General features: G+C 73.3%; 21 protein-coding genes and 4 tRNA genes. 12 read left to right on the top strand and 13 right to left on the bottom strand.

Annotation, left to right across the window (positions count from 1 at the left end; all coding sequences use genetic code 11):
• The first annotated feature begins 103 nt into the window (after positions 1-103).
• The gene (locus ACWDCZ_RS25510) at positions 104-799 is read left to right on the top strand and encodes a tyrosine-protein phosphatase (protein WP_049651763.1); all 696 of its coding nucleotides are present in this window, start codon (positions 104-106) and stop codon (positions 797-799) included.
• 7 nt (positions 800-806) lie between these two features.
• Here ACWDCZ_RS25510 and ACWDCZ_RS25505 read toward each other — a convergent pair whose 3' ends face one another.
• Positions 807-1,406, bottom strand: coding sequence for an RICIN domain-containing protein (locus ACWDCZ_RS25505; RefSeq protein ID WP_449817046.1), 600 nt, complete (start codon positions 1,404-1,406; stop codon positions 807-809).
• Between ACWDCZ_RS25505 and ACWDCZ_RS25500 the strand changes: the two genes are divergently transcribed.
• Positions 1,399-2,493, top strand: coding sequence for a hypothetical protein (locus ACWDCZ_RS25500; RefSeq protein ID WP_449817045.1), 1,095 nt, complete (start codon positions 1,399-1,401; stop codon positions 2,491-2,493). The genes ACWDCZ_RS25505 and ACWDCZ_RS25500 overlap by 8 nt on opposite strands.
• 104 nt (positions 2,494-2,597) lie before the next feature.
• Positions 2,598-2,933: a hypothetical protein gene (locus ACWDCZ_RS25495; protein ID WP_074002063.1), complete on the top strand. Its 336-nt coding sequence runs from the start codon at positions 2,598-2,600 to the stop codon at positions 2,931-2,933.
• Between the two features lie 7 nt (positions 2,934-2,940).
• On the opposite strand, the gene ACWDCZ_RS25490 is transcribed toward ACWDCZ_RS25495, so the two are convergent.
• The 6 genes from ACWDCZ_RS25490 to crcB (ACWDCZ_RS25465) form a co-directional block, all read right to left on the bottom strand.
• Positions 2,941-3,780, bottom strand: a complete 840-nt coding sequence (locus ACWDCZ_RS25490) for a TIGR02452 family protein (RefSeq protein WP_049660839.1) — start codon at positions 3,778-3,780, stop codon at positions 2,941-2,943.
• 223 nt (positions 3,781-4,003) lie between these two features.
• Positions 4,004-6,304 (bottom strand): DEAD/DEAH box helicase, encoded by a 2,301-nt coding sequence (locus tag ACWDCZ_RS25485; protein ID WP_449817044.1) that lies wholly within the window; start codon positions 6,302-6,304, stop codon positions 4,004-4,006.
• Positions 6,305-6,499: 195 nt separating this feature from the next.
• The gene (locus ACWDCZ_RS25480) at positions 6,500-7,240 is read right to left on the bottom strand and encodes a hypothetical protein (RefSeq protein WP_143204525.1); all 741 of its coding nucleotides are present in this window, start codon (positions 7,238-7,240) and stop codon (positions 6,500-6,502) included.
• Between the two features lie 157 nt (positions 7,241-7,397).
• Positions 7,398-7,772 carry a fluoride efflux transporter CrcB gene (crcB, locus tag ACWDCZ_RS25475; RefSeq protein WP_074002061.1) on the bottom strand — a complete coding sequence of 125 codons (375 nt, stop codon included), beginning with the start codon at positions 7,770-7,772 and terminating at the stop codon, positions 7,398-7,400.
• Positions 7,769-8,167 carry a DUF190 domain-containing protein gene (locus tag ACWDCZ_RS25470; RefSeq protein ID WP_074002060.1) on the bottom strand — a complete coding sequence of 133 codons (399 nt, stop codon included), beginning with the start codon at positions 8,165-8,167 and terminating at the stop codon, positions 7,769-7,771. Before ACWDCZ_RS25470 ends, crcB (ACWDCZ_RS25475) begins: the two co-directional genes overlap by 4 nt.
• Entirely contained in the window at positions 8,164-8,670 is a 507-nt protein-coding gene (crcB, locus tag ACWDCZ_RS25465) for a fluoride efflux transporter CrcB (protein ID WP_416875497.1), read from the bottom strand. Before crcB (ACWDCZ_RS25465) ends, ACWDCZ_RS25470 begins: the two co-directional genes overlap by 4 nt.
• A 154-nt stretch (positions 8,671-8,824) precedes the next feature.
• Here crcB (ACWDCZ_RS25465) and ACWDCZ_RS25460 point away from each other — a divergent pair, with 154 nt between their 5' ends.
• From ACWDCZ_RS25460 to ACWDCZ_RS25445, 4 genes are all read left to right on the top strand, one after another.
• Positions 8,825-9,166 carry a metallopeptidase family protein gene (locus tag ACWDCZ_RS25460; RefSeq protein WP_049656966.1) on the top strand — a complete coding sequence of 114 codons (342 nt, stop codon included), beginning with the start codon at positions 8,825-8,827 and terminating at the stop codon, positions 9,164-9,166.
• A 115-nt stretch (positions 9,167-9,281) separates the two neighbouring features.
• A tRNA-Glu gene (locus ACWDCZ_RS25455) sits at positions 9,282-9,354 on the top strand.
• 63 nt (positions 9,355-9,417) lie between these two features.
• Positions 9,418-9,491: transfer RNA gene (locus ACWDCZ_RS25450), tRNA-Asp, on the top strand.
• Positions 9,492-9,518: 27 nt separating this feature from the next.
• Positions 9,519-9,592: transfer RNA gene (locus tag ACWDCZ_RS25445), tRNA-Phe, on the top strand.
• Positions 9,593-9,658: 66 nt separating this feature from the next.
• Here the strand turns inward: ACWDCZ_RS25445 and ACWDCZ_RS25440 are convergent.
• Complete coding sequence (locus ACWDCZ_RS25440; protein WP_380781764.1) at positions 9,659-10,063, bottom strand: type II toxin-antitoxin system VapC family toxin; 405 nt, start codon at positions 10,061-10,063, stop codon at positions 9,659-9,661.
• Complete coding sequence (locus tag ACWDCZ_RS25435; RefSeq protein ID WP_117488944.1) at positions 10,060-10,290, bottom strand: FitA-like ribbon-helix-helix domain-containing protein; 231 nt, start codon at positions 10,288-10,290, stop codon at positions 10,060-10,062. Before ACWDCZ_RS25435 ends, ACWDCZ_RS25440 begins: the two co-directional genes overlap by 4 nt.
• A gap of 132 nt (positions 10,291-10,422) precedes the next feature.
• On the opposite strand from ACWDCZ_RS25435, the gene ACWDCZ_RS25430 reads away from it, so the two are divergent.
• Positions 10,423-10,908 (top strand): DUF3995 domain-containing protein, encoded by a 486-nt coding sequence (locus tag ACWDCZ_RS25430; protein WP_049656954.1) that lies wholly within the window; start codon positions 10,423-10,425, stop codon positions 10,906-10,908.
• 107 nt (positions 10,909-11,015) lie between these two features.
• On the opposite strand, the gene ACWDCZ_RS25425 is transcribed toward ACWDCZ_RS25430, so the two are convergent.
• Together ACWDCZ_RS25425 and ACWDCZ_RS25420 are read right to left on the bottom strand one after the other, a co-directional pair.
• On the bottom strand, positions 11,016-11,909 hold the full coding sequence (locus tag ACWDCZ_RS25425) for a hypothetical protein (protein ID WP_074002056.1): 894 nt from the start codon (positions 11,907-11,909) through the stop codon (positions 11,016-11,018).
• Positions 11,906-12,424: a SigE family RNA polymerase sigma factor gene (locus ACWDCZ_RS25420; protein WP_117488941.1), complete on the bottom strand. Its 519-nt coding sequence runs from the start codon at positions 12,422-12,424 to the stop codon at positions 11,906-11,908. Before ACWDCZ_RS25420 ends, ACWDCZ_RS25425 begins: the two co-directional genes overlap by 4 nt.
• 149 nt (positions 12,425-12,573) lie before the next feature.
• On the opposite strand from ACWDCZ_RS25420, the gene hrpA reads away from it, so the two are divergent.
• On the top strand, positions 12,574-16,560 hold the full coding sequence (gene hrpA, locus ACWDCZ_RS25415; protein WP_449817043.1) for an ATP-dependent RNA helicase HrpA: 3,987 nt from the start codon (positions 12,574-12,576) through the stop codon (positions 16,558-16,560).
• A 156-nt stretch (positions 16,561-16,716) separates the two neighbouring features.
• Positions 16,717-16,790: transfer RNA gene (locus ACWDCZ_RS25410), tRNA-Asp, on the top strand.
• Between the two features lie 359 nt (positions 16,791-17,149).
• Here ACWDCZ_RS25410 and bldC read toward each other — a convergent pair.
• Both bldC and ACWDCZ_RS25400 read right to left on the bottom strand, forming a co-directional pair.
• On the bottom strand, positions 17,150-17,356 hold the full coding sequence (gene bldC, locus ACWDCZ_RS25405) for a developmental transcriptional regulator BldC (RefSeq protein WP_014137253.1): 207 nt from the start codon (positions 17,354-17,356) through the stop codon (positions 17,150-17,152).
• 487 nt (positions 17,357-17,843) lie between these two features.
• A complete protein-coding gene (locus ACWDCZ_RS25400) occupies positions 17,844-18,782 on the bottom strand; it encodes a hypothetical protein (RefSeq protein WP_449817042.1) in 939 nt (312 codons plus the stop codon).
• Positions 18,783-18,980: 198 nt separating this feature from the next.
• Here ACWDCZ_RS25400 and ACWDCZ_RS25395 point away from each other — a divergent pair, with 198 nt between their 5' ends.
• Both ACWDCZ_RS25395 and ACWDCZ_RS25390 read left to right on the top strand, forming a co-directional pair.
• Positions 18,981-20,138, top strand: a complete 1,158-nt coding sequence (locus ACWDCZ_RS25395) for a Glu/Leu/Phe/Val dehydrogenase dimerization domain-containing protein (RefSeq protein WP_074002053.1) — start codon at positions 18,981-18,983, stop codon at positions 20,136-20,138.
• 382 nt (positions 20,139-20,520) lie between these two features.
• The gene (locus ACWDCZ_RS25390) at positions 20,521-20,778 is read left to right on the top strand and encodes a DUF3073 domain-containing protein (protein ID WP_049654080.1); all 258 of its coding nucleotides are present in this window, start codon (positions 20,521-20,523) and stop codon (positions 20,776-20,778) included.
• Positions 20,779-20,950 lie beyond the last annotated feature (172 nt).

Below are 20,950 nucleotides of genomic sequence, written 5' to 3'. Positions count from 1 at the left end.
TTCCGTACCGGAGGGGGCCGGTTTCGGCCAGCGTCGTCCCGCCACCGAGCGGCCCCCTCCGGTTTCCTTCCGCCCGTCCGCCCCCGCCCGTACGGTGGTGGCCATGACCGACGCCTTCATCGACATCCCCGGTGTGCGCAACTTCCGTGACGCGGGCGGGATCGGCGCCCTCCGCCGGGGCGTGCTGTACCGCTCCGGGTCCTTCCACACCCTCACCGAGGAGGGCGCCCGGCGGCTCAAGGCGCTCGGCCTGCGGACGGTGTTCGACCTGCGCAGCGCGTTCGAGCTGCAGACCTGGCCGGACCAGCGGCACGGCCTCGACCACGAGTCCCTCAACCTGCCGACCCTGCCCGCCGACCGCAAGGACGTCGACCGGCCCTGGCCCGAGGACCAGGCGGCCCTCTACCCCTTCATGGCCGAGACGGCCGGCCCCTCGCTGGCCGCCGTGGTCCGCCGCCTCGCCGCGCCGGACTCACTGGCCGCCGTCGTCCACTGCGCCGTCGGCAAGGACCGCACCGGCCTCACCATCGCCGTCCTCCAGTCCCTGCTGGGCGCCTCCGAGGCCGAGATCACCACCGACTTCCTGCGCTCCAACGTCGGCCTCGGCCTCGACAAGGGCCCCACCCCGTACGTCGACGAGACCGGCACCGAGCGGATCTCCCGCCCGGTCGACGCCGGGCACCTCGCCTCCTCGCTGGCCTGGATCCACGACCACCACGGCACCGTCCCCGACTACCTGCGCCACCACGGCACGACGGACGCCGAACTCGACGCCGTCCGCGCCAAGCTCTCGGACTGACCGGCCGTCAGCCCTCCCGGCGCTCGAAGCGCCACCACTGCGCCGGGGTGTCGGCGTCCTCCCGCTGGTGGACGTCGGCCTCCGGGGTGTCGCCCGCCGTCAGCGGCTTGCCGCTGATGAAGCTGGTCACCGTGTAGGTGCCCGGGGCGTCGACGTGGGCCTCCAGCAGCCACTCCTGGGCGCCGAAGGCGTTGGCCGACCACTGCTGGATCCGGACGCCGTCCTCCGTCGAGGCGCCGGCGACGTCCAGGCGCTTCCCGCTGCCGACGTTCTCGATGTGGAACAGCGCGCCGCCCGGGTGGACGGCGGTGAGCCGCCAGAGCCGGGCGTCGCTGCCGTCGTCCGCGCCGAGGACGATCCGGGCGCCGCTGCGCCGGGAGCCGTCGGCGACCCGCAGCAGCAGGCCGCTGCCGACGTTGCGGACGAGGTAGCTGCCGTCGGTGATCGCGGAGTCTGTCACGACCGCAGTCTGCCACCGGGCACCGACAGGCCGTCCCGCACCGCCGTACGGGCCACCGTGCGGGCCACCGGCCGAGGGCTCCGAGCCGGGGGCGCGGAGGAGTTTCCGCCGGACCGGCCCCGCCCCTATGCTGCGGCGAATGTCCACCGAGCAGATACCGTCGCACCGTCAACAGCCCACCTTCTCCGAAGCCGTGGCCGCCCTAGAGGCCGTGGTCGCGGCCGGGGACGACGAGCGGTTCGGGCCCGCCCTCGGCCTGGTCGGCGGGCTGTTCGGCGCGGCCGACCCGGCGGAGCGGGTGGCGGCCGGCCCCCGGCTGGCCGCGCTGCTGCCGGACGCCCCGCCCTTCCCCCGCGCGCACCTGGCCATGGTGGTGGGCGCCTGCGTGGAGCACGGCGCCGACCCGGTCGCCTGCTCCGGCCCGGTGCTGGCCGGTCTGCGCGGGGCGCTGACCGGCGCGCAGCTGCTGGTCCGGCGCTGGGTCTCCACCGGCGGCGGCCCGCTGCCCAGCGCGGAGGAGGACGATCCGGCCGAGGCGCACGAGCGGATCGCCGACCCGGCGCACCTGGACGAGTGGCACGCGCACCTGGCCGTGGTCGCCTGGTGGACGCTGCACCTGTGGCAGCAGGCGGCCTGGGCGGTGTACGCGCACGCGGCGGTCCGGGCCGAGGCCCGCGCCTCGGGCGTGACCGAGGTGCTCCTGGAGCTGTTCGACCGCTACCAGGGCGAGCAGCACGACTTCAAGGGCCTGGTCCACCTGGCGCTGATGCTGGACGACGAGCCGCTGCTGGTGCTCGACCGCCCCACCGGCACCGGATACCTGCTGCGGATGAGCGGCCTGAGCGACACCTTCCAGCTGCACACCCTGCTCGCGGACGTGCTGATCGGCGGCGGCCACCTGCCCGGCACCCCGCAGGAGCGGGAGGTGGTGGCGCTGGCCCGGACGGCGTTCCTGGACGGCCGCCGGGTGATCGCCACCGGTGCCTTCAACCTGGTCGCGCCGGACGGCTCCTGGATCTGGAACGAGGGGACGCCGGGCGATATCCCGGTGGTGGACGGCGTGCGCACCCTGGTGCTGGAGCCGCTGCCGTACGAGCGCAGCTGGTCGGCCGGGCGGTTCATCCAGGAGGTTCCGGGCGACCTGCGGCTGGAGCGGGTGCTCGACCCGGCGGAGGCCGCCCGCCGGCTGGCCGCCACGGTGCCGGGGCAGACGCCCGCCGAGGCGTTCCGGTAGACCGGGCGCTCCGGGTCCAGGCGTTCCGGGAGGCCCCGACGGCCCCGCCCGTTCACCGGGTTAGGGTCGGAAGCCGACACAGCCCCCTACGAGTGGAGTCGACGATGGCGAAGGTCCCGAACGTGATCGCGGCCGCCGCGCCCGCCGCGCTGACCGCGGCGAGCGGTCTGGTCGGCGGTTACGGCGTCGCCCGCTGGAGCGGCCGGCGCGAACTGGGCGGCGCGGTGCTGGCGGTGGCCGGCGCCGGGGCGGCCGCGCAGTGGCGCCGGAGCTCGGGCACGGGCACCGCGGCGGCGCTGACCGGCCTGTACGTGGCGGCCTTCGGCGGCTCGCACCCGCTGGCGAAGAAGATCGGCGCCTGGCCGTCCGTGTTCGCGGTGACCGGCGTGGTCGCGGCGGCCTCCACGGCCGCGACGGCGCTCTCCGCCCGCAAGCGCTAGCCGGCCCTCACCGGACCGCGCGCTCCGCACCGAACCGGGCCTCGAAGGCGGCCCGGTTCGCCGAGACCGGCGCGCGGTCCCAGACCGCGAACACCACCCGGTCGAAGGCCGCCCCGTACCGGGCCAGCGCCCCCTCGAAGGCCTCGGCGACCTGCGCCGGGTCGTTGCCGAACACCCCGCAGCCCCAGGCGCCGAGCACCAGCGTGCGCAGCTCGTGCCGGGCGGCCGCGGCGAGCACCCGCACGGCCCGCTCGGCGAGCACGCCGCGGACGTCCGTACCGGGTGAACGCCGTTCCAGCTGACCGGCGTTGGGCGCGGGCGAGGTCAGGAAGGAGACCGGGTACGGCCGCGCCAGCAGCTCGCCGCGCCCGTCCCGGATCACCGGCACCGCCGGCGAGACGATCACCCGGTGGCTGTACCGGAGGTCGGTGGAGGCCCGGTGCGCCTCGTAGTAGTCCGGTGCCTCCAGCAGGCAGCTGTACAGCAGCGCGCTGCGGCACAGGTCCTCCTCCTGGGCGCGGGCGCCGCGCAGGTAGCCGCCGCCGGGGTTGCGCGCGGAGGCGAAGTTCAGCACCCCGACCGGCCCCGCCCCGGCGTCGACCAGCCGGCGGGCGGCCTGGACGCTCCCCTCGGCCGTGACCTCGATCCGCCCGGCCGCCGGCCCCGGCCCGCGGCCGCCCTCCGCCAGCAGCGCGTCCAGCCGCTCCGGCGCGTACGACACCGTGCCGGCCTTCGCCGCCGCCAACTCCTCCCCCACCCGCACGAGTTCGCCCCCGGCCGTCCGGTAGCTCCCGCGCTCGGCGATCTCCTCGTTCACCCGTGCCACGTCGTGCAGTCTGCTGCTCATGGCCGCGACGCTACGGGACTACCGCGCCCGTGCGCCACAGGTTATTCTCACTTCCAGAACAACACCCCGGGGGGGATGGCGGGGTGTCCGCGTGGGGGAAACGCGAAGGGCCCGCTCCGGGGAGGAGCGGGCCCTTCGTGCGTTTCACGCGGTCGGCCCGGCCGTGTGGTCGGCCCGGCCGCACGTTCAGCCCGGCCGGCGGTCGGTCACCGCCGGTGCGGCGTCAGTTCTTCCAGCGCGGCTTGCGGTCGTCGCCGCCACCGAAGCCACCCGAACGGCCGCCGCGGTCGTCGCGGTCACGGCCACCGCCGAAGCCGCCACGGTCACGGTTGAAGCCACCGCGGTCGGACTGCGGACGGCCACCGGAGCGGTGGTCGTCGCGGCGCGAGAACGGACGGCTGCTGCCGCCGCGCTCGTCACGGTCCCGACCGAAGGACGGACGGTCGCCGAAGGAGCGGGCCGGACGGTCGCCGCCGCCGAAGCCACCCGAACGGCCGCCGCGGTCGTCACGGTCACGGTTGAAGCCACCGCGCTCGCGGTCGCCGCCACCGAAGCCACCCGAACGGCCACCACGGTCGTCACGGTCACGACCGCCACCGAAGCCGCCACGGTCACGGTTGAAGCCACCGCGCTCGCGGTCGCCGCCACCGAAGCCACCCGAACGGCCACCACGGTCGTCACGGTCACGGCCACCGCCGAAGCCACCACGGTCACGGTTGAAGCCACCGCGCTCGCGGTCGCCGCCACCGAAGCCACCCGAACGGCCACCACGGTCATCGCGGTCACGACCGCCACCGAAGCCACCCGAACGGCCACCGCGGTCATCGCGGTCACGGCCACCGCCGAAGCCACCCGAACGGCCGCCGCGGTCGTCACGGTCACGGTCACGGCCGTAGGCCGGACGCTCGCCGCGCGCCTCGCGGTACGACGGGGCACGGTCCTCGGCCTGCGCCGCGGCGGGGGCCTCGGCGGCCGGAGCGGCCTCGGCCGACTCACCGGACTCGGCCTCGGCGGCCGGCTCCTCGTCCTCGATGCCCAGCTCGGCCCGCTCGCGCGCCGCACGGGCGGCCAGGCGGTCGGCCTCCTCGCGCAGCTCGGTGGCGCGGCGCTGCGCGCGCTCCAGCTGGCGGGTCATGTCGGCGAGCTCGCGCTCGGCGGCACCGGCGATGCCGGCCGCGCTCTCGGCCTGGACCTCGGTCAGCGAACGGGCGCCGGTGATCTTGGCGACCTCGGCGTCGAAGGCGTGGTCGAGGATGTGGCGCGAGGCGTCGACGCCCGCGTCCTCCATCAGGCGGAAGACGCCGCGGCGCTGGTGCGGCAGCACCAGGGTGACGACGGCGCCGGAGCGGCCGGCGCGCGCGGTGCGGCCCGAGCGGTGCAGGTAGTCCTTGTGGTCGCCGGCCGGGTCCACGTTCAGGACCAGGTCGATGCCGTCGACGTGGATGCCGCGGGCGGCGACGTCGGTGGCGACGACGACGTTGACGTAGCCGTCCTTGAAGTCGCCGAGGACGCGGGTACGGGCGCCCTGGGTCATACCGCCGTGCAGCGCGTCGGCCTTCACGCCGGCCTCGATCAGCTGCTCGGCGACACGGTCGGCGCCCATCTGGGTGCGGACGAAGATGATCGTGCGGCCCTTGCGGGCGGCGATCGCGTTGGTGATCGGCGCCTTGTCCTTGGGCTTCACCACGAGGATGTGGTGGGTCATGGTGGTGACCGCGCCGGCCGACGGGTCGACCTCGTGGGTGACCGGGTTCTTCAGGTAGCGCTTGACCAGGGTGTCGATCTCGTTCTCCAGGGTGGCGGAGAACAGCAGGCGCTGGCCGCCGGCCGGCACCTGGTCGAGGATCTCGGTGACCTCGGGCAGGAAGCCCATGTCGGCCATCTGGTCGGCCTCGTCGAGCACGACGGTCCGGACGTCGGCGAGCTTGGCGCTGCCGCGGTTCAGCAGGTCGCGCAGACGGCCGGGGGTGGCGACGAGGATGTCGACGCCGCGCTCCAGCGCGTAGATCTGGTTCGACATCGAGGTGCCGCCGCAGACGACCTTGAGCTTGAGGCCGAGCACCGAGCCGAACGGCTCCAGGGCGTCGGCGACCTGCATGGCCAGCTCACGGGTCGGGACGAGGATCAGGCCGCGCGGGTGCTTGGGCTTGGTGCGCTCGCCGTCGGCCAGGCGGGTCAGCAGCGGCAGGCCGAAGCTGAGGGTCTTGCCGGAGCCGGTACGGCCACGGCCCAGCACGTCCTTGCCGGCCAGGGCGTCCGGGATGGTCGCGGCCTGGATCGGGAACGGGGTGGTGACACCGCGCTTGGCGAGGGCACGCACGACGTCGTCGTGCAGGCCCAGGTCGCCGAAGGTGATGGTGGGCTCGGCGGCCGCCTCCTCGGTGGCCTCCACGGTCTCCGCGGCCTCGGCGATCACCTCGTCCGCGGCGGTGTCGGTGATGTCGTTGATGTCGTTGGTGTCGGTGACATCGGCGGCGGCCTCGTTCGCGGGCATGGCGAAGCGGGCGTCGTCAACGAGAGACATGCAAAACCTTCCGGAAGTGGCACGCGCCAAAGTCCGGGGTTCTGTTTCACAACCGCCTCTATGCGGTCAGCCACGGATCGCCGGAACGCGCCAAGGGCGCCAGATGGGAATAGGGCGCCAGTCAAATGGATCAAACGAACGATCTACCACCATAGACGAACCTGGGGATCAGAGGCAAACCCCCTGCTCAATCACCTAATGCGCGACCACCCGCGGGCTCGGGGCCGAGGAACCGGAGCTGCCGGAGGACGGGTCCGGGGCCGGCGGGACGGTCGCGGCGGGCGAGCTGTGCTCGGGCGCCGGAGTGCCGGACGGGTGGCTGCTCGGGGTGGACGAGGGCGTCCCGGCCGAGCCGCCGCCGGAGCGGCCCTCCCCGGTGCCGCCCGCCCCGCCGGTACCGCCGGAGCCCGCCGTACCGCCCGACCCGCCCGGGCCACCGCCCGGGTGCGGCACGGGACTTGTGTTCGCACCGCCCGCCGAACCGCCGCCCGGACCGCCGTCGGGAGCGCCCGACCCCGGCACCGGGACCACCCCGGCCACCGCGCCGTTCGCCCCCTGGGCCGCCTCGCCGGGCGCCGTCACGGTGGCCCCGTTCGCCCCGCCCTCGCCCTGGAGGCCCCCCGGCCGCTCCGGATGGCCCGAGGCCCCGCCCGGGTGCCCGGCCCCCGGCGAGGCCGAGGGCCCGCCCGTCGCCCCCGGCCGGGCCGCCGGACCGGCCTGCCCGACCGGCGCCACGCCGTGCTTCTCCTCCGCCGCCGGGCCGACGGACATGCACCCGGTCAGCCCGAGCCCGGTCACCGTCAGCAGCGCCGCCGCCCGCACCGCGCGCGAGCGCGGGAGCGCCGCCGCCCGCCCCGGAGCCGTACGCGCCGCGGCCAGCCGCACCCGCACCGCCCGTACCGCCCGCACCGTCCGTGCCGCCCGTACCGAAGCCACTGAGGTCCCTCTCTACCGCCCCACCCGGGCCGCCCACTCGCGCGCGGCCGCTTTTGGTGCCCAACGCGCGCCCGGCCCGGCGGGACACGGGCAGCGCCCAAGCTCGCCCGGGTCGGGAGGGCGCACCGGCCCCTCCCGGGGGCTTCCGGCGCCCCGCTCAGCCCCAGAGGGCCGAGGCCAGCTCCGCGCCCGCGTAGACCGCGGCCAGCCCGGCCGCCACGCTGCCGGCCGCGTTGGCCAGCGCGTACCGTCCGGCGCCGGTCTCGGCCAGCCGCAGGGTCTCGTACGAGAAGGTCGAGTAGGTGGTCAGCGCCCCGCAGAGCCCCGTCCCCAGCAGCAGCTGGACCTGCGAGGAGGCCGCGCCCGCCGCCACCGCGCCGGTCACCAGCCCGAGGACCAGGCAGCCGACCACGTTCACCGTGAACGTCCCCCACGGGAACACCGAGTCGTGCCGGGACTGCACCGCCCGGTCGGTCAGGTACCGCAGCGGCGCGCCGACCACCGCGCCCGCCACCACCAGCAGCCAGTTCACTCCGCCGTCTCCCCCCGGCCCGGATCCCGGCCCGCGTCCCGGCCCGGCTCCGCCGCCGGCCCCCGGCCCGCGTAGGTCACGACCTCGCAGCGGTCCAGCAGCACCAGCCCCTCCGCCACCATCCCGTCCAGCTGCGGCAGGAACGCCCGCACCCGCTCCTCCTCGTCCACGATCACCACCGCCACCGGCAGGTCCTCGCTCAACGACAGCAGCCGCGTGGTGTGCACCAGCGACGAGGCCCCGAACCCCTCGATCCCCCGGAACACGCTCGCCCCGGCCAGCCCGGCCGCCCGGGCCCGGTGCACGATCTCGCTGTACAGCGGGCGGTGCTGCCACCGGTCGTTCTCCCCGACCAGCACGGTCAACCGGAGCGCCGGCCCGCTCAGCCGGCTCACCGCACGCCCCCGCCGGGCGCCGTCGCGCCCCGTTCGGCCCCGCGGCGGACGGCCCGGTGCACCAGACGCCGGGTCAGCCCGGCCGCCGCCCACACCGCGAACAGCGCGCCCGCCAGCGTCAGCCCGAGGTACGCCACGGCGGGCCCCGGCCGGCCGCCCTCCAGCAGGCGGCGGACGTCCACCGCGTACGTCGAGAAGGTGGTGAACCCGCCCAGCACCCCGGTGCCGAAGAACGGCCGCACCAGCGGATGCGCCTGGCGCCCCTCGGTGATCACCACCAGGAACACCCCGATCACCGCGCAGCCGACCACGTTGACCAGCAGCGTCGTCCACGGGAAGGCCGACGGCCCGGTCCGCCAGCCGAGCCCGGCCGCGTACCGGGCGACCGCCCCGATCGCCCCGCCCAGCGCGACGACCGCCACCGCCCGCCCCTGCCCGCGCAGCACCGGCGGCCGGGCCCGGCCGAGCCGTCCGCCGGGGGCCGGCGCCGCGCCCGACGGCAGCACCCGGGCCGGTCCGTCCGCCGCGGTGCCCCCGGGCGCGGCGCCGTCCGCGGCGTCGTCCACGGCGCCCTCCGAAGTCGTCACAGCCCCATCAAACACCGGCCCCCGCCACCTGGCACACCGTCATCCGGCACCGGACAATGATCCGGTGGAGATGACCCGGGAAGAGTTCGAATCGCTGGTCGGCGACGCCCTCGACCAGATCCCCCCGCAGCTCGCGGCCATGATGGACAACGTCGCGATCTTCGTCGAGGACGAGCCCGACCCGAGCGACCCCGAGCTGCTCGGCCTCTACGAGGGGACCCCGCTCACCGAGCGCGGCGAGTGGTACGCGGGCGTCCTGCCCGACCGCATCCTGATCTACCGCGGCCCCACTCTGCGCCACTGCGACACCCACGAGCAGGTGGTCGAGGAGGTCCGCACCACCGTCATCCACGAGGTCGCCCACCACTTCGGCTTCGACGACCACGAACTGGACGAGCTGGGCTGGTCCTGACCCCCGCCCACGGGCCCCGCCCCCCACCCGGCCGAAACCCGTTTTGGCGATCCGCCCCGCATCCCATATGCTTCTCGACGTCCCCGAACGCTGGGAACAGCGGGACAGGCCACAAGCCCTCATCGTCTAGTGGCCCAGGACGCCGCCCTTTCAAGGCGGTAGCACGGGTTCGAATCCCGTTGGGGGCACGCAGTACCGTAGTAAAGTGCAGTGCGCAAGACCGCAAGACCCTGAGTGGTTCGCCACTTCTAGGTCCCGTGGAGCAGTTGGTTAGCTCGCCACCCTGTCAAGGTGGAGGTCGCGGGTTCAAGTCCCGTCGGGATCGCTCGTCTCGCAAGAGACGGTGCAGTACGGCCAGGTAGCTCAGTTGGTACGAGCGTCCGCCTGAAAAGCGGAAGGTCGCCGGTTCGACCCCGGCCCTGGCCACAACCCGGAAGCCCCCGTAGCGAATTCGCTACGGGGGCTTCGCCGTTCTCCCGCCCCACCGGCCGACTAGGCGAAGACCTCGATCGCGCACCTGGCCGCGCCGCTGCGTCGGATGCGGGCGTCGCTGGTGACCAGGGGGACGGCGAGGGTCTCGGCGAGTGCCACGTACTGGGCGTCGTAGGCGCTGATGTTGTGGTGGAGCTCCCGGACCCGCTGCCAGAGGACCAGCGTCTCGTGCTTGGTGACGGCGAGCGCCTGGTAGTCGGCGATCGCCTTCTCCGCCTCCTTCGCCGTGAGCTTCCCGCCCCGGACCATGCCGAACAGGGCCGAGACGAGCTCGTAGTCGAGCAGGCCCGGGGCGGCGAGCACATCCAGGTCGCGGAGCCGGGCGCGGACGGCGTGGCCGGCCGGGCCGTGGTCGGCGAGTGCCCGGACCAGGGCCGAGCAGTCCACGACGACGGTGGAGGTCACCGGCGCTCCCGGCCCTCGTCGATCGCCGAGAGGATGTCGGCGGTGCTGATCTCGGTTCGGGCCTCCCGGTCGAGCCTGGTCATCATCTCGGCGAGCGACGGGGTGGCCGCCTCGCGGGTGACGAGGTCGAGCAGGTAGGCCTGGAGGCTCTTTCCGGCCTGCGCGGCCTTCAGCTTGAGGGTGTCCAGGATCGGGTCCGGGACTTCGCGAATGGTGATGGCTGTCATGCCTGCATTTTAGCTGCACCAGCTGCATATTGCTGGCACTTCCGGGTGGGCGACCGTTTCCCCCTGGAGGGGGAGGGGGTACCGCCCGCGGGACGATCCGGCGGGGTGGGGCGGCGCGGGACCGTGGACGGCATGGAGACGACACGGGACACGGGGTGGAACCGGGTGGCGCGGGGCGCCGGGTACGCGGCGGCGGGGTGGGCGGTGGCCTTCGCGCTGGTGCACGTGTACTGGCTGGCGGACGGGCGGCTGGGGCTGCCGGACGGGCTGTCGGTGTGGAGCAGCACGCCGCTGCTGGTGATCGACGTGATCGCGATCCCGCTGTGCGCGGTGGCCGCGGCGGTGGCGCTGGCGCCGGTGCGGCGGTGGGGTGCCCGGGTGCCGGCCCGGCTGCTGGGCTTCGCGCTGTGGGGCACCACCGCGCTGCTGGTGCTGCACGCCGCGCCGTCGGTGCCGGACTGGATCGCACTGGCCACCGGCGGCCGGTCGGGGGCCGGGCTGGACGCGATGGCCCGGTTCGCGACCTTCGGCTACGAGCCGTTCTTCCTGGCGGGCGGCCTGCTGTTCGCGGTCGTCTCGGCCGCCCGGCTCACCGTCCGCCGGGCGGCGGCACGGTGAGCCGGGCGGTGGGGCCGGGCGGCGTTGACCGTGTTCCTGGCGCCTGAGTAGGGTCGCGGACGGCGGGCTCGGTTCCGTCGAGCCCGCCATCCGGCCCGGTCAGGTGGTCAGGAGGTCCGGAGCCAGCTGTCGGTGCTGCTCACCACCGAGCCGTCCGCCGCGTACTGGGTGATCTTCGCGGCGTCGGTGCCCGGCTTCGCCACCACGCCGTAGTAGCGGAACGGGGAGTCCCCGACGGCGACCGGCACCGCCTCGGTGGTGCCGCCGGTCTTCCAGTCGACCGCGACCTTCGCGACCTCGGCCCGGACCCCTTCGATCACCACCGGCGGGATGCCCGTCGCGTGCTTGAGGCCGAGCGACGCGCCGCCGACCGCGGCCGGGTACCCGCCCGGGGAGGAGACCGCGTGCACGGAGTCGTCGGCCTGCCGCTTGCCGTCCACCGTGTAGTAGTAGTTCACCTCGTCGATGCCCGCGTCCCAGTTGCTGTCGACGTCGCTCTGCCTGACCGGCTTCACGTCCGGGTTGACGGCGTACCGCTCCGCCCGGATCAGCTGCGCCTGCTTGAGGGCGCCCTCCTTCGTGGGGGAGGTCGGCCACAGCGCCACCCAGGCCTCCCAGGCGTGGCCGTTCGCGGTGCCCTCGCCGACCTTGACCCGGGTGGGGTTGAACGGGTCCCGGGCGCCGGGCGCCTTCGGGGTGGCCGTGCCGCCCGCTGAGCCGGGGACGGCCACGTCGGTGGCCGAGGCCGCGACCACGGTCGAGACGGCCTGCCGGCCGCGCTCGCCGAGCACCGCCGTCCCCCCGGCGATCCCGGCGACCAGCGCCGCCGCCACCCCGGCGGTCAGCAGCCGTCGGCGCCGCAGCCGCCGCCGGCCGCCGGCGACCAGCCGGTCGTACGGGACCGTCCCGGTCTCGACGCTGCCGGCCAGTTCGCCCAGGGCCCGTACGGTGGCCGGCTCGTCGCCGCCCGCCTCGTCCCCGGGCAGGTACTGGTTGCTCATCTTGCCCCTCCGATGCTCGTCAGTCCGATGAGTGAGGAGGCCCCGCGGAGTTTGGCCAGCCCTCGGGCCGCCTGGCTCTTCACCGTCCCGACCGAGCAGCCCATGGCCTCCGCGGTCTGGGTCTCGCTGAGGTCCTCCCAGTAGCGCAGCACCACGGCCTGGCGCTGCCGCGGCGGCAGGGCGCCGAGCGCGGCGAGCAGCACGGCCCGGTCGTCCGGGTCGGTGCCGGCCGGCGCGGGCCGGTCCGGGAACTCGGTGACCGGGTACTCGACCAGCCGCCGCCGGAACCGCCGGGCGTGCTCGTTGATCACGATCCGGCGCACGTAGGCGTACGGATCGTCCGCGGCGCGCACCCTGTTCCAGGCCGCGTACGCCCGTTCCAGCGCCTGCTGGACCAGGTCCTCGGCGCCGTGCCGGTCCCCCGCGAGCAGGTACGCCGTCCTGAGCAGCCGTGACCAGGCGCTGCCGACGAACGTCCGGAACTCCTCGTCCCGGGCGGTCTTGTGGGCTCCCATGAGCACCTCCTCACCCCCCAGAGCCCGGGACGGCCGTGGACCGTTGCCCGGCGTTCGCGATTCGCCGCTCACGGCTGTGACACTGGAGGGGCTCGAAAACCGAGGTGCGCTCCGCCGTGCCTCCTTGCGAACCTAGAGGGATGCCCGCAGTGAGTTCTCCCGCAGTCCAGTCCGCCACCGTACCCGCCGAGGGCGGCCCCGGAATCGGCGAGCTGGCCGCCCGTCTGCCCGAGCTGACCCTGCGCGACCAGGTGCGGATCGGGCGCCGGCTGGAGGGGGCCCGTCGGGTCCGCAAGCCCGAGGCCCGGCAGAAGGTCGCCGCCGAGATCGCCGCCGACATCGACCGCGCCGAACTGGTCGTCGAGCGCCGCCGGAAGGCCGTGCCGGAGATCGGCTATCCCGCCGAGCTCCCGGTCAGCCAGAAGAAGGACGAGATCCTGGCGGCGATCCGGGACCACCAGGTGGTGATCGTCGCGGGCGAGACCGGCTCCGGCAAGACCACCCAGATCCCGAAGATCTGCCTGGAGCTGGGCCGCGGCGTGCGCGGCCTGGTCGGCCACACCCAGCCGCGCCGGATCGCCGCCCGCACGGTGGCGGAGCGGGTCGCGGAGGAGCTGGACAGCCCGCTCGGCGAGGCGGTCGGCTGGAAGGTCCGGTTCACCGACCAGGTCGGCCAGGACACCCTGGTCAAGCTGATGACGGACGGCATCCTGCTCGCGGAGATCCAGACCGACCGCGACCTGCACCAGTACGACACCCTGATCATCGACGAGGCGCACGAGCGCAGCCTCAACATCGACTTCATCCTCGGCTACGTCAAGCAGCTGCTCCCCCGCCGCCCGGACCTCAAGGTCGTGATCACCTCCGCGACCATCGACCCGGAGCGCTTCGCCCGCCACTTCGGCGACGCCCCGATCGTCGAGGTCTCCGGGCGCACCTACCCGGTGGAGGTCCGCTACCGGCCGCTCGCCGAGGACGGTGACGACGAGGCGGACGAGGTCGACCGCGACCGGGACCGGGACCGGGACCAGGTCCAGGCGATCTGCGAGGCCGCCGAGGAGCTCCAGGCCGAGGGCCCGGGCGACATCCTGGTCTTCCTCTCCGGCGAGCGCGAGATCCGCGACACCGCGGACGCCCTCGACAAGCTGAAGCTGAAGAACACCGAGGTCCTGCCGCTGTACGCCCGGCTCAGCTCGGTCGAGCAGCACAGGGTCTTCCAGCGCTCGCGCAGCCGCCGGATCGTGCTGGCCACCAACGTCGCCGAGACCTCGCTGACCGTCCCCGGCATCAAGTACGTGATCGACCCGGGCACCGCCCGGATCTCCCGCTACAGCCACCGCACCAAGGTGCAGCGGCTGCCGATCGAGGCGATCAGCCAGGCCAGCGCCAACCAGCGCAAGGGCCGCTGCGGCCGCACCTCGGACGGCATCTGCATCCGGCTCTACTCGGAGGAGGACTTCCTCTCCCGCCCCGAGTTCACCGACGCCGAGATCCTGCGCACCAACCTGGCCTCGGTGATCCTCCAGATGACCGCGGCCGGCCTCGGCGACATCGCCGCCTTCCCGTTCCTGGACCCGCCGGACTCGCGCAACATCAAGGACGGCGTCCACCTGCTGCACGAGCTGGGCGCGCTGGACCCGGACGAGAAGGACCCGCGCAAGCGCCTGACCGCGCTCGGCCGCAAGCTCGCCCAGCTCCCGGTGGACCCGCGGATGGCCCGCATGGTGCTGGAGGCGGACCGCAACGGCTGCGTCCGCGACGTCATGGTGATCGCCGCCGCGCTCTCCATCCAGGACCCGCGCGAGCGCCCGGCCGAGAAGCGCCAGGCCGCCGACGAGCGGCACAAGCGGTTCAACTCGGAGACCTCCGACTTCCTCTCCTACCTGGCGATGTGGCGCTACGTCCGGGAGCAGCAGCGGGAGCTCTCCTCCTCGGCGTTCCGCCGGATGTGCAAGTCGGAGTTCCTCAACTACCTGCGGATACGGGAGTGGCAGGACATCTACGTCCAGCTGCGCACCGTCGCCAAGCAGTTGGGCGTCACGATCGAGGAGCCGCACGAGGACGCCGAGCCGGACGCCGACCGGATCCACCAGTCGCTGCTGGCCGGCCTGCTCTCCCACATCGGCCTGTTCGACGTGGAGAAGCGCGAGTACGGCGGCGCGCGCGGCGCCCGCTTCGCGGTCTTCCCGGGCTCCGGCCTGTTCAAGAAGCCGCCGCGCTGGGTGATGTCGGCCGAGCTGGTGGAGACCTCCCGGCTCTGGGCGCGGATCAACGCGAAGATCGAGCCGGAGTGGGTCGAGCCGCTGGCCGGCCACCTGATCAAGCGGAGCTACAGCGAGCCGCACTGGGAGAAGAAGGCCGGCGCCGTCATGGCGTACGAGAAGGTGACCCTCTACGGGATGCCGGTCGTCGCCCAGCGCAAGGTCAACTACGGGCGGATCGACCCGGAGCTCTGCCGCGAGCTGTTCATCCGCAACGCGCTGGTCGAGGGCGACTGGGAGACCCACCACCGGTTCTTCGCGGAGAACCGCAAGCTGCTCGGCGAGGTCGAGGAGCTGGAGAACCGGGCCCGCCGCCGGGACATCATGGTCGACGACCAGACCCTGTTCGAGTTCTACGACGCCCGGCTGCCCGAGGAGGTCGTCTCCACCCGGCACTTCGACTCCTGGTGGAAGAAGGCCCGGCACGAGCAGCCGGACCTGCTGAACTTCGAGAAGTCGATGCTGATCAACGACGCCGCGGGCGGCGTCACCGAGGCCGACTACCCGGACCACTGGCAGCAGGGCAAGCTCCGCTTCAAGCTGACCTACCAGTTCGAGCCGGGCAGCGACGCGGACGGCGTGACGGTGCACATCCCGCTGCCGGTGCTCAACCAGGTCACCGCGGAGGGCTTCGACTGGCAGATCCCCGGTCTGCGGGAGGAGCTGGTCACCGCGTACATCAAGTCGCTGCCGAAGGCGGTCCGCCGCAACTTCGTCCCGGCGCCGGACTTCGCCAAGGCGGCGCTGCGCGCGGTGAAGGACCGCCAGGAACCGCTCCTCCCGGCCCTGGAGCACGCCCTGAAGCGCCTGACGGCGGTCACCGTGCCCCCGGAGGCCTGGGACGACGAACGGGTCCCCGACCACCTCAAGGTGACCTTCCGGGTGGTGGACGGGCGCCGCAAGCTCGCCGAGTCCAAGGACCTGGAGGAGCTGCGGCTGAAGCTCAAGCCCAAGCTCAAGGAGACGCTCTCCTCGGCCGCCTCCGGCCAGGGCATCGAGCAGAGCGGGCTGACCGCCTGGCCGGCCTCGCTGCCGGTGCTCCAGCGCACCTTCGAGCAGCGCTCGCGCGGCCACTCGATGCGCGCCTACCCGGCGCTGGTGGACGAGGGGCCGTCGGTCGGCGTCAAGCTGTTCGACACCCCGGAGGCGCAGGCCCGGTCGATGTGGGAGGGGACGCGGCGGCTGCTGACGCTGACCACCAACTCCCCGGCCAAGTCGATCCAGGGCCGGCTGGGCAACCAGGCGAAGCTGGCGCTCTCGCACAGCCCGCACGGTTCGATCACCGCCCTGTTCGAGGACGTGGTGTCGGCCGCGACGGACCGGCTGATGGCCCTGAACGGCGGCCCGGCCTGGGACGAGGCGGCCTTCGGGAAGCTGCACGACAAGGTGCGCGCGGACCTGTACGACCTGTCCGCGGACACCACCCTGAAGACGGCCACCGCGCTGATCGCCTTCCACAAGGCCTCGACCCGGCTGAAGTCGGTGAGCAGCCCGGTGCTGCTGAACGCGGTGAACGACGTCCGGCTGCACCTGGCCTCGCTGGTGCACCCGGGCTTCGTGACGGCCACCGGCTGGCAGCGGCTGCCGGACCTCAAGCGCTACCTGCTGGCGGTGGACCGCCGCCTGGAGGCGCTGCCCAACCACCCGCAGCGGGACGCCCAGCAGCTGCTGAAGGTGCAGCAGGTCCAGCAGGCGTACGGGGAGCTGCTGGCGGCGGTGCCGGCCGGGCACCAGCCGTCCGCGGAGGTGCGGGCGATCCGCTGGATGATCGAGGAGCTGCGGGTCAGCTTCTTCGCCCAGTCGCTGGGCACGCCGAGCCCGGTCTCGGAGAAGCGGATCATGAAGGCGATGGACGCGGCGCGGGCGACGCTCTGACCCGGGCGGGGGCGGGTGACCGCCCCCGCCGGTGCTGTGAGCTGCGGACGGGTGCGGGTGGGCGTTCAGGAGCCAGTTCGACCTGGGGGCCCACCATGGGCTACAGTCTGTCTTGTTCGCAGCGCGGCAAGCGAGTGAACGAGATCAGGAAACCCTGGTCCCGTGGAGCAGTTGGTTAGCTCGCCACCCTGTCAAGGTGGAGGTCGCGGGTTCAAGTCCCGTCGGGATCGCCGCAACGCGAGAGGCCCGGAACCGTCAGGTTCCGGGCCTCTCGCTTTTGGTCGTTCGGCCCTTTACCCCGAGTAGGTCTAGACCACAAGTGACAGACCGTGTGACGGTCGTCACCCGGTCCCCTCCGGAGCCGGCCTCGTGGAGCCCTCTCCGGAACCCTGTTAATTTAATATGTAAAATTGTACAGCTATTCACTGTAAATCCCCCCCACCCCACGCGCATCAAATCGTTATCCGGAGTTCAACATTCCGACCACTCGGCCGACGCCCGAACACCCTCGGGCGGGCACGACAAAGGGGCCGCTTACCGGACCCGGCGGAGTCCGGTAAGCGGCCCCTTTAAAAGAGCCTTCGGCCTATCAGGCCTCAGTACGCTGGGCGGGAATCCCAGCCAGCAGAGCGCGCACCTCCGCCTCACGGTAACGGCGGTGACCACCGAGCGTGCGAATCGACGTCAGCTTGCCTGCCTTGGCCCAGCGGGTGACCGTCTTCGGGTCCACGCGGAACATGGTGGCAACCTCTGCCGGCGTCAGCAGCGGCTCAGCATCAGGGGTACGAGCGGTCATGAGCGGCCTCCTCGGGAGAACCGAACCAGGGCGGTTCTATCCTTCAAATTCTGCACCTTGGCCCGCGATGCCCGAAATGGCATAGACGGGCCGAGTCGGTTATAGGACGAACGGCTTGTCCTGGTGTCTACAACTACACCATCCGTCCAGCCCTATCGACCAAACCGCCAAAATTGACCCCTCACGGGTTCAAGGCCGACGGATGGCGATGGACCACCCCATAGCGGACAGTCACATAGTGATGACATCCGGTTACGAGGGGACCAGACCCTCCGTTTCCCCGCAAAGCACGCATCGACTCCAGAACCACCCAAAAGTGGGCACGCTCACGTGAAGTTGGGCTGGTTGTCCCATTTTTGCACATAGGGGTAAGTTCGCGTCAACGGTGAGTAGTGTCACGTTCGGCAGCTATTGACCCGAACCGGGACCTTGGTCATCCGATGTGCAGCCCTTAGGACTCTTACAGTCATACACGCGCGGTCGGACGTCAGTTCGCGTGCCGCAGCGCCAGCACCCGGCGCCACCGCACCGTCAGCTCCCCGTGGACCCGCAGCGCCTCCGCGGTGTCCCCGGCCCGCAGCGCCCGCAGCCCCTCCTCCAGCTCCCCCGCCGAACGGTCCGCCAGGAGCCGCTCCGGGCCCAGCAGATGCACCAGGCCCCCGTAGTCCAGCTCCACCAGCGAGCGCGGGTGGAACTCCTCCAGCCAGCGCCCGACCCGCTCCGCGCCCCGCACCAGGTCCCCGTCCGGCGCCGCCTCGCGCAGCGCCCGGAAGGCCCGCGCCACCCGTCGGCGCGCCTGCGCCATCGGCACCAGGTAGAACAGCGCCGCCGGCCGGCCGCCCCGCTCCCCTCCCCCGCCCGGGCCGTCCACCGACCCCTCCCCGCCCGGCCCCTCCCCGCCCGGCACGAAGCAGCGGTCCTCGTCCCCGAACGGCAGGAACCAGTGCACCGGCACCTCCCACCGGCTGGTCAGGATCCACGGCCGGGCGTCCGGGTGCTCGGCCCGCCAGCGCTCCCGGTCCGCCTCGGCGGCCGCCCGGGCCACCGGCGGCAGCGCGGTGTCCAGCAGCGCCACCGGCGCCCCGGCCCGCAGCTCCTCCAGCGCCTGCCAGCTGCGCAGCCTGGTCGCCCACGGGCAGACGTACAGGACGCCGTCCACCAGCCGCAGGTACGCCCGCCCGCTCTCCCGCTCGGGCAGTGCCCGGGGCGTGCGGGCGGCCAGCCCGGCGAGCGCCTCCCGCTGCTCCTCCAGCACCGCCGCCGCCACTGGCTGGGCCGGCTCCGCGGCATCCGGCCCGTGCTCCGCCGCCCAGGCCTGCCAGCGTGCCCGGTCGGGCTCCGGGTAGGCGGCCAGCGGCTCGTAGACCCGCAGGTGGGCCGCGTAGGGCGGCTGTACGGAGGTACGTACGACGGTCACGTCCTGCATGGTCGCACGCGCCGCGCGGCCCCGGGAGAGCGCGCCCCCGCACCGTTCGCGCCCGCACTCCGCACCGCCGTCCGTCTCACCCCTCGGACGTCCGGCCCCGGCTCGGGCAAGACGCCGGACCGGCGGCGCGCCCCCGACTACGCTTCGCCCTAGGCGCCCGCACCACAGCAGCGGGCCTTCAATACTGGAGTCACCACAGTGACCGACGTACAGACCCCCGCCACGCACCCCGCACCCGGCGTGCTCAGCAGGATCTTCCGTACCGAGCAGGACGGCGCCCCCGGCGACGGTCACGAGCAGGTCGTCCTCTGCCACGACCGCAGCTCGGGTCTGAAGGCGATCATCGCCATCCACTCGACCGCCCTGGGCCCGGCCCTCGGCGGCACCCGCTTCTTCCCGTACGCCTCCGAGGAGGCGGCGCTGGAGGACGCGCTGAACCTGTCCCGCGGGATGTCCTACAAGAACGCGCTGGCCGGGCTGGACCTTGGCGGCGGCAAGGCCGTCATCATCGGCGACCCGAACAAGGACAAGAACGAGGCGATGCTCCGGGCCTACGGCCGCTTCGTCGAGTCCCTGCGCGGCCGCTACATCACCGCCTGCGACGTGGGCACCTACGTCCAGGACATGGACGTCATCGCCCGCGAGACCGAGTTCGTGACCGGCCGCTCGCCCGAGCACGGCGGCGCCGGCGACTCGTCCATCCTGACCGCCTTCGGCGTCTTCCAGGGCATGCGCGCCACCGCCCAGGCCCGCTGGGGCCAGCCGACCCTGCGCGGCAAGCGGGTCGGCGTCGCGGGCGTCGGCAAGGTCGGCCACTACCTGGTCGGCCACCTCGTCGCGGACGGCGCCACGGTCGTCGTCACCGACCCCTTCGAGGCCGCCGTCAACCGCGTGCGCGCGGCCCACCCCGAGGTCGAGGTGGTCGCCGACACCGCCGCCCTGCTCCAGGCGAAGCTGGACGTCTACGCCCCCTGCGCCCTCGGCGGCGCGCTGACCGACGACGTCGTCGCGGCGCTGGGCGGCTTCGGCACCTCGATCGTCTGCGGCGCGGCCAACAACCAGCTGTCCCACCCGGGCGTCGAGAAGGACCTCGCCGACCGCGGCATCCTCTACGCCCCGGACTACCTGGTGAACTCCGGCGGCGTCATCCAGGTCGCCGACGAGATCGACGGCTTCAACTTCGAGCGGGCCAAGAACAAGGCCACGAAGATCTTCGACACCACCCTGGAGATCTTCACCCGGGCGACGGCCGACGGCGTCCCGCCGGCGGTCGCGGCCGACCGCCTGGCCGAGAAGCGGATGCGCGAGATCAGCGCCCTGCGCACGGTGCTGCTGCCCGGCGCCCGCCGCGGCTGACGGGTCACCAGCCGACCCCGTGGCGCGCGGGGGGCCGTCCCAGTGGCCCCCCGCGCATCACGATGTGGAACCGGATTCTCACTTCTCCGGCCGAACGGGTGATCCGAAGCCCCCCTAGGGGGGATAATCAGTCCTGGAACGACGGACCCAAGACACCTCTGGACAGCGCGCAAAACGCCGCAAAACCTCCCTTGACCTGGGAAGACCTGGTCGCGGGTGCGGTCGGTGCGCGCCACGTCACACTGACGACGTACCGTCCAGCGGCGGAAACAGGTACCGTTAATGCTCCAAGGGACGGTCCTCCCATTCGGGCAGGCCGGTCCTGATCATGAACACGTGTCAGACTCGGGGCCGTGAGCCCCATCGTTGAGGGGGTCGACCCATGGGGCGCGGCCGGGCCAAGGCCAAGCAGACGAAGGTCGCCCGCGAGCTGAAGTACAACAGCGGCGGGTTCGACGCTAACCGTCTGTCCAACGAGCTGGGCGTATCGCCGTCCACCGCTTCGATCGAGCCGGAGCCGATCGAGGAGGAGGAGGACGACGACCCGTACGCGGAGTACGCCGCCCGCTACGCCGACCTCGACGACGACGGCGACACCGAGCCGGGCACCGGGCCGTCGCAGGCCTCCCGCCGCTCGTAACAAGCAGTCCCGCCGGACCGGTCCGGGCGCCCTGGGCGCCGGGCCGGTCTTCGGCGTTCCCGCGTACGGCGGTCGCCCCGCGGGCCGGTCCTGATCCGCCCGTACACCAGCGCCGGGTTGCGTGCCAGGCACGCCTCGGGGCCGACCCCGAGCCGCTCCGCGACGCCCGGCC

Source organism: Kitasatospora sp. NPDC001225 (genome assembly GCF_053597855.1).
Note: the sequence above shows the minus strand (reverse complement) of the source record. Positions and strands in the feature narration are given on the sequence as shown.

Excerpts from the sequence above, each read along its gene's own strand:
- bldC (WP_014137253.1), bottom strand. The coding sequence starts at position 17,356 with ATGACCGCTCGTACCCCTGATGCTGAGCCGCTGCTGACGCCGGCAGAG.
- ACWDCZ_RS25490 (WP_049660839.1), bottom strand. The coding sequence starts at position 3,780 with ATGAGCAGCAGACTGCACGACGTGGCACGGGTGAACGAGGAGATCGCC.
- ACWDCZ_RS25460 (WP_049656966.1), top strand. The coding sequence starts at position 8,825 with ATGACCCGGGAAGAGTTCGAATCGCTGGTCGGCGACGCCCTCGACCAG.
- ACWDCZ_RS25500 (WP_449817045.1), top strand. The coding sequence starts at position 1,399 with ATGTCCACCGAGCAGATACCGTCGCACCGTCAACAGCCCACCTTCTCC.
- ACWDCZ_RS25435 (WP_117488944.1), bottom strand. The coding sequence starts at position 10,290 with ATGACAGCCATCACCATTCGCGAAGTCCCGGACCCGATCCTGGACACC.
- ACWDCZ_RS25400 (WP_449817042.1), bottom strand. The coding sequence starts at position 18,782 with ATGCAGGACGTGACCGTCGTACGTACCTCCGTACAGCCGCCCTACGCG.
- ACWDCZ_RS25495 (WP_074002063.1), top strand. The coding sequence starts at position 2,598 with ATGGCGAAGGTCCCGAACGTGATCGCGGCCGCCGCGCCCGCCGCGCTG.
- ACWDCZ_RS25420 (WP_117488941.1), bottom strand. The coding sequence starts at position 12,424 with ATGGGAGCCCACAAGACCGCCCGGGACGAGGAGTTCCGGACGTTCGTC.
- ACWDCZ_RS25390 (WP_049654080.1), top strand. The coding sequence starts at position 20,521 with ATGGGGCGCGGCCGGGCCAAGGCCAAGCAGACGAAGGTCGCCCGCGAG.
- ACWDCZ_RS25430 (WP_049656954.1), top strand. The coding sequence starts at position 10,423 with ATGGAGACGACACGGGACACGGGGTGGAACCGGGTGGCGCGGGGCGCC.
- ACWDCZ_RS25485 (WP_449817044.1), bottom strand. The coding sequence starts at position 6,304 with ATGTCTCTCGTTGACGACGCCCGCTTCGCCATGCCCGCGAACGAGGCC.
- ACWDCZ_RS25510 (WP_049651763.1), top strand. The coding sequence starts at position 104 with ATGACCGACGCCTTCATCGACATCCCCGGTGTGCGCAACTTCCGTGAC.
- ACWDCZ_RS25425 (WP_074002056.1), bottom strand. The coding sequence starts at position 11,909 with ATGAGCAACCAGTACCTGCCCGGGGACGAGGCGGGCGGCGACGAGCCG.